Source organism: Microcoleus sp. K4-B3 (assembly GCF_036704615.1).
GTDB lineage: Bacteria > Cyanobacteriota > Cyanobacteriia > Cyanobacteriales > Microcoleaceae > Microcoleus.
In genome coordinates this window covers 37,750-46,479 of the sequence record NZ_JAUBSF010000055.1, presented here as the reverse complement: position 1 = coordinate 46,479, position 8,730 = coordinate 37,750, and the positions used below count along the sequence as shown (strand labels likewise).

Sequence of the window (8,730 nt, the reverse complement as noted above, 5' to 3'; positions counted from 1 at the left end):
TATCTCCTATGAAGGCGATAGCGCTATCGTTACTTTGTCCGGTAATAGCCGGGTAAGTGTCGCGTAAATGTATCAGACAGGATTGTAGGCAAAAGCTAAAAAATCCCTTTCTGAGAGATTTGTGCCCCTCCTGGAGGCACTGCGAGGCTCAGCAAGCGGGTTTTTTAGCTCACCGAAATGAAAACCGCGATCGGAAAGCGTCGGGGCGATCGTCCGTTGGCGTAGCGATATAAGTAAAAAAAACTTGTAAAAAAAACTTAGCCGACTGCCTGCGGCGCTGCCTCAATTGCCTGATCCCGCGAGGATCGTTGACGAACCCTAATCTCTGCTTGCAGTGCGTGATTGACTTGGGCTAGTTTCATTGTCCGCTTCTGAAATTTGGCATTTAATAGCTGATTCACTTGTGAGAGTTGGGCAGCTTGTTGTGGCATCTGGGCAAATAATTCAGCTTGCGATCGGGCAACCCCCAAGTGATGCGCAATCTTCTGGCGCACCAAGTCGATTTCGTCTGCTTGCAGCTTTAAATCCAGATCCGCCCCACTTGTACTGATGACATTAAATTACGATCTAAACTAGAAATTAGATTTTATAGGGGATCGCCTTCAAGCATCGGTTTCAAAAACACTCTTCAGTACCTGATTAGCCTCTTAAGTTGTTCTTCAATGAACGGCTATCGTTCAATCAGCGTTAGCTAAATCATTTTGTTCTTAGTCTCACCTCAAGTATCAACAGCTCTTAGATAAAATATTAAGTCTTGTTTTCCAATCGCGCTTTCATAATTTTAGCTACAAAGTAGATTAAACTAAATATAGTTAATCAATAGCACGGCAGATAGAGCGAAAATAGTAGATAGTAACTCTAAAAAGCTTCAGGCTTGACAGAAGAAATAGGAATACGTAGATATGGCTAGCATAACAAATCTTTTTCTAGGATATCACATTAACGAGCAAATATACGCAGGAAATCGAACTCTAGTTTATCGCGGTCTTCGCACGGAAAATGGGCAGCCTGTCGTGATCAAAATGCTGCGAAATGACTTTCCCCGCTTCAACGAACTGGTTCACTTCCGCAACCAGTTCGTCATTACTAAAAACTTAGAGATCCCCGGCACTGTCAAGGCATACAGCCTGGAGACTTACCAGAACCACTATGCTCTGGTGATGGAAGACTTTGGCGGAATTTCCTTAAGTAGCTACCTCGCTAGTCTCGTGTTCGCAAGCAACGAACCCCTAGAAGGCTTGCCCGTTAACGAGTTTCTTCCCATTGCAATTCAAATTGCTAACTCGCTCGACGGACTTTATCGCCACCGAGTCATCCATAAAGACCTCAAACCCGCCAACATTCTAATTAACCCCAGCAGTAAACAAGTCAAGCTGATTGACTTCAGCATCGCTTCCCTGCTGCCGCGCGAAACCCAAGAAATTCAAAATCCCAACGTCCTTGAAGGCACCTTACCTTACATATCTCCCGAACAAACTGGGCGGATGAACCGAGGCATTGATTACCGCACAGATTTCTACTCGCTGGGAGTGACATTCTACGAACTGCTCGCGAGACAGTTGCCTTTCCAAACCGACGATCCGATAGAGTTAGTACACTGTCACCTAGCCCAGCAGCCTATCCCAGTGCATCACCTCAACAAAAGCGTTCCATTGGTGCTGTCTGAAATTGTTAGCAAACTGATGGCAAAGAATGCTGAAGATCGCTATCAAAGTGCCCTAGGACTCAAGTTTGATTTGGAAACTTGTTTGCACGAGTGGGAAGAAACAGGTAAAATTGCTTCGTTTAAATTGGGAGCGCGAGATTTGTGCGATCGCTTCCTCATCCCCGAAAAATTATATGGTAGAGAGAGCGAAGTATTCTCCCTACTGGCAGCCTTCGCTCGCGTCAGTGCCGGAAGCGCCGAAATGATGCTCGTGGCTGGCTTCTCAGGCATTGGCAAAACCGCTGTTGTCAACGAAGTTCACAAACCAATTGTCCGGCAGCGCGGCTACTTTATTAAAGGCAAATTTGACCAATTCCAACGCAACCTTCCCTTTAGTGCTTTTGTCCAAGCTTTTCGCGATTTAATGGCACAATTGCTATCGGAAACAGATGCTAAAGTTGAGCAGTGGAAGACTCAAATCCTGGCAGCATTGGGCGAAAATGCTCAGGTAATCGTTGAGGTAATTCCCGAACTGGAGCGGATTATCGGAGAGCAACCCCCCGCACCAGAACTCGTCGCCACTGCTGCCCAAAATCGATTCAATTGGTTATTTGAGAAGTTCATTCAAGTCTTCACAACCAAAGAACATCCCCTCGTCATCTTCTTAGACGACTTGCAATGGGCCGACTCAGCTTCATTGAAGTTGATTCAACTTCTGACGAGCGATCGCGATCGGCGCTATCTCTTGTTAATTGGAGCGTATCGAGATAACGAAGTCAGTCCCGTACACCCTTTGGTGCTGACATTATCCGACATTCAACAAACCGGAGCCACAGTCAACACCATTACCCTCGGGCCGCTCGATCGATCGGAGTTGAATTGTCTGATTGCCGATACCTTAGCTTGTTCTACAGCGTTGGCTCTGCCCCTAACAGAATTAATTGCTCAGAAAACCCAAGGCAATCCATTTTTCAGTACACAATTCCTCAAATCTTTGCATGAAGATGGGCTAATTCAATTTAACTTTGAAGCTCGGTATTGGCAGTGTGATATTGCCACAGTCCGAACCTTGGCCCTGACAGATGATGTTGTAGAGTTCATGGCGCTTCAATTGCGAAAGTTGCCTGAGCCAACGCAAGAAGTTTTAAAGTTAGCTGCCTGCATTGGCAACCAATTCGATTTAGCAACGCTGGCAGTCGTTTGTGAAAAATCGTCTTCAGAGACGGCAGCAAGCTTGTGGGCTGCTTTGCAAGCAGGGTTGATTCTCCCACTGACTGAAATTTATAAGTTTTTCACTTCAGAGGAGTTTGAATTCAGTAATCAAAATTTAGAAGCAGAAAGCCATACTTCTGACTCGTGGTTCCAGACTCCAGACTCCTGTTCTTACAAGTTTCTGCACGATCGCGTACAGCAAGCAGCTTACCTTCTGATTCCCGAATCCCAGAAACAATCCACTCACCTCCATATTGGTCAACTTTTATTGATTAATACTCCGACAACGGAAAGGGAAGAGAAAATTTTTAACATAGTCAACCAGTTGAATTATGGTATTGATTTAATTGCCGAACCAACCGAGCGTTATCAACTGGCTCAGTTGAATTTGATCGCGGGACGCAAGGCGAAGACTGCTACCGCTTATGCTGCGGCACGCAAATATTTAAGTTTTGGCAGGCAAATCCTAGCTTCCGATACCTGGCAAACTCATTATGAAACAGCCCTCGATCTGCACGTATTAGGGGCAGAAACTGCATACCTGAGCTATGATTTTCAGGACATGGAGGAATTAGCCGATTTAGTCCTGCACAATGCCAAAACGCTGCTGGATAAGGTAAAAGTGTATGAAATCGAGCTTTCTGCTTATACGGCCCAAGTCAAACTTAAACAAGCCATTGAGATGGGGTTAGCAGTTCTCAAACTCTTGGGAGTCTGCTTTCCCGAAAATCCAACTCCGGCAGATATTCAGCAGGGACTAGAACAAACCGCCTCACTTTTTGCAGGTAAAAAAATCGCAGACTTTATTGATTTGCCAGAAATGGAAAATCTCCAAAAACAAGCAGCTTTGCGGATTCTATCAGGTTTAGTTTCTCCCGCCTACATTACGGCTCCACTTCTCCTGCCACTGGTTATTGTGGAAATGGTTCATTTGTCGGTTAGTTATGGGAATGCTCCCTTATCTGCCTTTGCTTACGGCTTGTATGGATTGGTATTAAGCGGTGTAATTCAAGACATTGAAACAGGGTTTGAATTTGGGCAATTGGCGTTAAACATTGTCGATCTATTTAATGCCAATTACCTCAAAACCAAAGTATTTTATACGGTCGGCGTTCACATCATACATGGTAAACATCATGTTAAAGAAACCATCCCTCTTTTAAAAGAGGGTTACGCGATAGGACTGGAAACCGGAGAGCTAGAATTGGGATATTCAGCCAAAGAAATCTCTCAATATTCATATTTAATCGGTCGGGAACTTGTGGGACTCGAAGAGGAAGTAGCCATCTACTGCAATGCCCTGGTTCAATTCAAACAAGAAGCAGCGTTAAATTATACCCAAATCGTTCATCAGGCTTTATTAAACTTGCTGGGGCGATCGGCAAATCCCTGTCGGTTCGTGGGTGATGCCTACAATGAAGAAACAATGCTCCCATTTCACATCCAAGCAAACGATAGAAACGGACTCCACTATTTGTACTTCCATAAACTGCTTGTGTGTTACCTGTTTGGAGAAACCGAGCAAGCTTTAGAAAATGCTCGGCAAGCCGAACAGTATTTAGACGCGGTGACGGGTATGCTCAACGTGCCGATGTTCTACTTTTATGACTCTCTAGCACGGCTGGGAGTTTGTAGCGATGTGGGTTCCTCTGAAGAGAAAGAAGAACATCTGCAAAAAGTGAAAAGCAACCAGGAAACCCTTCATAAATGGGCGCATCATGCCCCTATGAATTTCTCGCACAAATTTTACCTAGTGGAAGCCGAACTGTTCCGAGTGCTGGGTGAAAATGTGCAGGCGATGGAGGCTTACGATCGCGCCATTTTTCTTGCTAAAGAAAACGATTATCTTAACGAACAAGCTCTGGCGAATGAATTGGCTGCTAAATTCTACGTGGCATGGGGGAAAGACAAACTTGCCCAGGTATATCTAATAGATGCTTATTATGCTTATGCTCGTTGGGGAGCGAAAGCAAAAATCGACGATCTAGAAAAACGCTATCCCCAACTTCTGGCTCTTATCTTAAAACAAGAAAAAGCTCGTTCGTTCGAGGAAGGTACTACCTCCCATAAGACTTCATTAATTTCTACTAATCGCCAAACAATTGCTGGGAGTACCACCATCGCAGTCATAGATTTACCGACGGTTATCAAAGCTTATCAAGCTCTGTCTAGCGAAATTAAGCTTGAACAATTGCTCACTACCCTGATGCAAGTGGCGATTCAGAATGCAGGCGCTCAAACAGGAGTATTGATTTTGAATGAAGAGGAGAACTGGAAAATCGCTGTCCACTGTAGCGATCGCCAAGGCTGTCTTCTGCAAGAAAGTATTGCGCTCGATGAGAGCCAATCAATTCCCCAGAGTGTCATTAATTACGTTAAACGCACCCAAAAAACCCTAGTTTTCGATGATGTCAAGACAGAATTAATATTTGCTTCTGACCCCTATATGAAGCAGCAGCAACCTAAGAGCATCCTATGTACTCCGATTATCCATCAAGGCAAAATGATGGCAATTCTGTATTTGGAAAATAATCTGACAACGGGGGCATTCACTCACGATCGCGTCGCCCTCCTCAACATCCTCTGCTCCCAAGCTGCCATCTCGCTGGAAAACGCCCGCTTGTATCAGGAATCTCAACAGCTTTATCAACAATCTCAGGATTATGCGCAAAAACTAGAGCACTCTATCAACAATCTCAAACAGATGCAGTTGCAATTGGTGCAGGGTGAGAAGATGTCTGCACTCGGAAATTTAGTCGCAGGGGTAGCCCACGAAATTAACAATCCCGTAGGTTTTATTGCCGGCAATTTGCAACCGGCTCAAGACTACGTGGGGGATTTGTTCAACTTGATTGATTTGTATCAAGAAAAATTTCCCGCTCCGGGAGTGGAAATTGAAGCAGAAATTGAGGAGATGGACTTGGAGTATTTGCGAGAAGATTTGCCGAAATTGATTGGCTCGATGAAGGAGGGAGTCGATCGCATCCGCAATATCAGTACGAGTTTGAGAACGTTTTCGAGGGCAGATAGCGATCGACCAGTTGCTTTTAATATTCATGATGGACTAGAGAGCACTCTGCTGATTCTCAAGCACCGTTTAAAAGCGAGCGAGTTCCGCCCTGCCATTGAAGTTGTGAAAGAGTATGGTAACTTGCCCCTAGTGAAATGCTTTCCCGGACAGTTGAACCAGGTATTTATGAATGTACTGGCCAATGCCATTGATGCTCTGGAGGAGTCAAATAAGGGGCGCAGTTTTAGTGAAATTAAAGCCCTACCTAATCAAATCACGGTTCAAACTGTTCTGAGCGAATCCAACAATCAGGTTTTGATTCGCATTAAAGATAATGGAGTGGGGATGTCGAACGAAGTCAAGGAAAACATCTTTAACCACTTATTCACAACCAAGCCTGTGGGTCAAGGAACAGGATTAGGATTGTCTATAGCCCACCAAATTGTTGTGGAAAAACATGGAGGTACATTAGTAGTAAATTCCTCTCTCGGACAGGGTTCGGAGTTTGTAATTTGTATTCCGGAGTGAGGATCTCGTAGTAGCGATTTAGCGCAATTAGCGCCGCCTCGCAACTACGAGCCCAGTTATTAGAAGAAAGAGGGAACGGGAAATAGGGAACGAGGAACCGACTAGAGGTTCTCTTGCTAGGAATTAGCGACTTGGGACTAGGGAAAGAAAGAATATACTAATTCCCTTATCCTCCGCCCGCACCTTATTCGTGATTGAGACAGCGGTTTGCAACCGCCTGCTTTACAAACACTCTTCCCTTTTTTTTGTTCCCGGTTTCGAGTTAAGAGTTCCCTTGAGATTTTAACCCACATTCCGCACCCCCAACTGGCACATACACGGAGCTCTCGGGCGAAAGGGTGGCTCGTCCGAGAGCAAGGGTGAGTAAAAACACCGAAAATTTTACACAACTAAGTATGAGTAAGTTGTCCATTTCTGAGAATAGACCTTCGGGCATTAGTTCAATCTTCGGAATTTGTGAAGGACTCACAAATTTCATCTTTACTAACTATTAGTTTTTAGCAAATATCTTCAGCAATGCACTCGCGGCGACGTACTGCTGCCTTGACAATTAATTCAATTTAACTCTACTTTACATAGGTAACACTCCCGTGGCTTCACAGTAATAAATAATAAGATTTACAGCTATTAGGAAACAAGTTTAATATCGCTAACCGTTCGACTGTCAAATTATAAATTTGTTGAAGTCCTTGAAGATAAACGGTATGAATTGATTGAAACTTTGGGAAAATCCAACGCAAAGTAGGTCGATTGGTTTCTCGATCCAACTGGTTTTTTATCGTTTGATTAGCGAGCTGTAAGTTTTGCCGCAGTAACCTTTGACCTAAAGTATAAACCAACAAACACAAACCCATTACCAAAGTTAAAGCCTCGATTCTTTCCGGCGACTTGAGAAATACGCTATCCGTAAAAAATAGCGGGTCTTTCAAAAACCCAAACCCTCTCTCTGCTGCCTGCTGTTCCTTATATTTCACAATCATTTCTTTATGATTTAATTGTGAGGCATCCATCACATTAGTAGCTAAGATAAATCTGCCACTAGCTTTGGTTTCTTTAGCGACCGCACTAGCATCTAATTCGAGTTTTGCTTGAACTTTAAATATCAATCTAGAGCGATATTTCTCATGATAAATGGTCGAATTAGTAGCTGGTTTTGCTGTCATTTATTGCTGCTAATTTGGGTTAAATTGTGATATGTTAGTTGTTGAGATAAAAGATGGGCTGCTGAAACAGCATCGGCTTCACAAGCAAATTCAATATTTGATAACTCTCGCAACTTTTTTTGACCCTCAACTTCAGCTTTTTTGAGGTTTTTTTCTATTTTACGTCGGTCAGCATCACGACGCAAACTGCTCTCTACTACTAACCATCTTTGTGCAATTCCACCATAATTACTTTTGTGTTCAGACCAACGATATCCTGTCACATAACTTTCATGAAATTCTGATTCATTTAGCTGGGATACCAGTTGCTGCGCTTGTTTAAGGCTCCGAGGTACGCGAGTCAACCATTTTAAATTAGTTAACATTTCTAAATTTTCGGCGCTAGATAATGCACTATCTGCTACCATTAAACTGTCGAGATTTAACTGTTGTTTAAATTTTTGACAAATTGAGGCGAAGACAGTATTATCTGATTCATTTCCCGAAGCTGCTCGTAAAAATAGTGGTACATCTCCATCTCCACTACAAATTAGGTCTAAAATAAACTGTTTTAAGTCGGCGCTTGGCCCTTGAGAATAGCCTTACGTGAGCTGAATTGGTATTGGGGATGTTTGATTTTATAGCAATAAATTATCCAACTGATTGCTATCCATTTCTCTACTAGAAAAAGATACTGATGGCGACTCTCTATCGTATTTGCCATGCAGATGAAATGAACTTGAGTCTAAGTGAACTGTGTCAGTATTTATCTCGAATTTTTGAGCTGCTGACAAAGCAACGGTTGTGAATATTTCGCTGAGTGCTGCTAAATATAATTTATCTAATACTCGGCCTAAACGGTCATCATTTAGATGTGATGCTTGAATTCCGCTCGCCAAGTAAATGTTCTATTGCTTTCCCTTCAAAAAATTTAGAAAAAAAATATAAGGGGGCAGAAACTAACCCTAATCCATTGATAATCATGGCTTTAACTACTAGGCCGGAACTAACTATTTCGCCCGGTTGAGAGCCTACTAATTCATTGATTTTTTGGACAATTCCTAGGTCATCAATTAGACCGGCTACCAGTCCCAGATGGTCTAAGTTTTCTACTGTCATCTGGGATGCTTTCTGCATGGGCTACTGAATCCTGATTTGAGCGTTCATCGCGATCGCAAGTTTACACTATTTTT

General features: G+C 43.3%; 2 protein-coding genes and 1 pseudogene. 1 reads left to right on the top strand and 2 read right to left on the bottom strand.

Features of this window, described 5'->3' with window-relative positions; translation table 11 throughout:
• Nucleotides 1-257: 257 nt before the first annotated feature.
• Nucleotides 258-494 carry a hypothetical protein gene (locus QUA78_RS21275; protein WP_333302190.1) on the bottom strand — a complete coding sequence of 79 codons (237 nt, stop codon included), beginning with the start codon at nt 492-494 and terminating at the stop codon, nt 258-260.
• A gap of 408 nt (nt 495-902) precedes the next feature.
• Here QUA78_RS21275 and QUA78_RS21270 point away from each other — a divergent pair, with 408 nt between their 5' ends.
• Nucleotides 903-6,395 carry an AAA family ATPase gene (locus QUA78_RS21270; RefSeq protein ID WP_333302191.1) on the top strand — a complete coding sequence of 1,831 codons (5,493 nt, stop codon included), beginning with the start codon at nt 903-905 and terminating at the stop codon, nt 6,393-6,395.
• Between the two features lie 596 nt (nt 6,396-6,991).
• On the opposite strand, the pseudogene QUA78_RS21265 reads toward QUA78_RS21270, so the two are convergent.
• Nucleotides 6,992-8,674: pseudogene (locus QUA78_RS21265) on the bottom strand (IS1634 family transposase).
• Nucleotides 8,675-8,730: the final 56 nt, after the last annotated feature.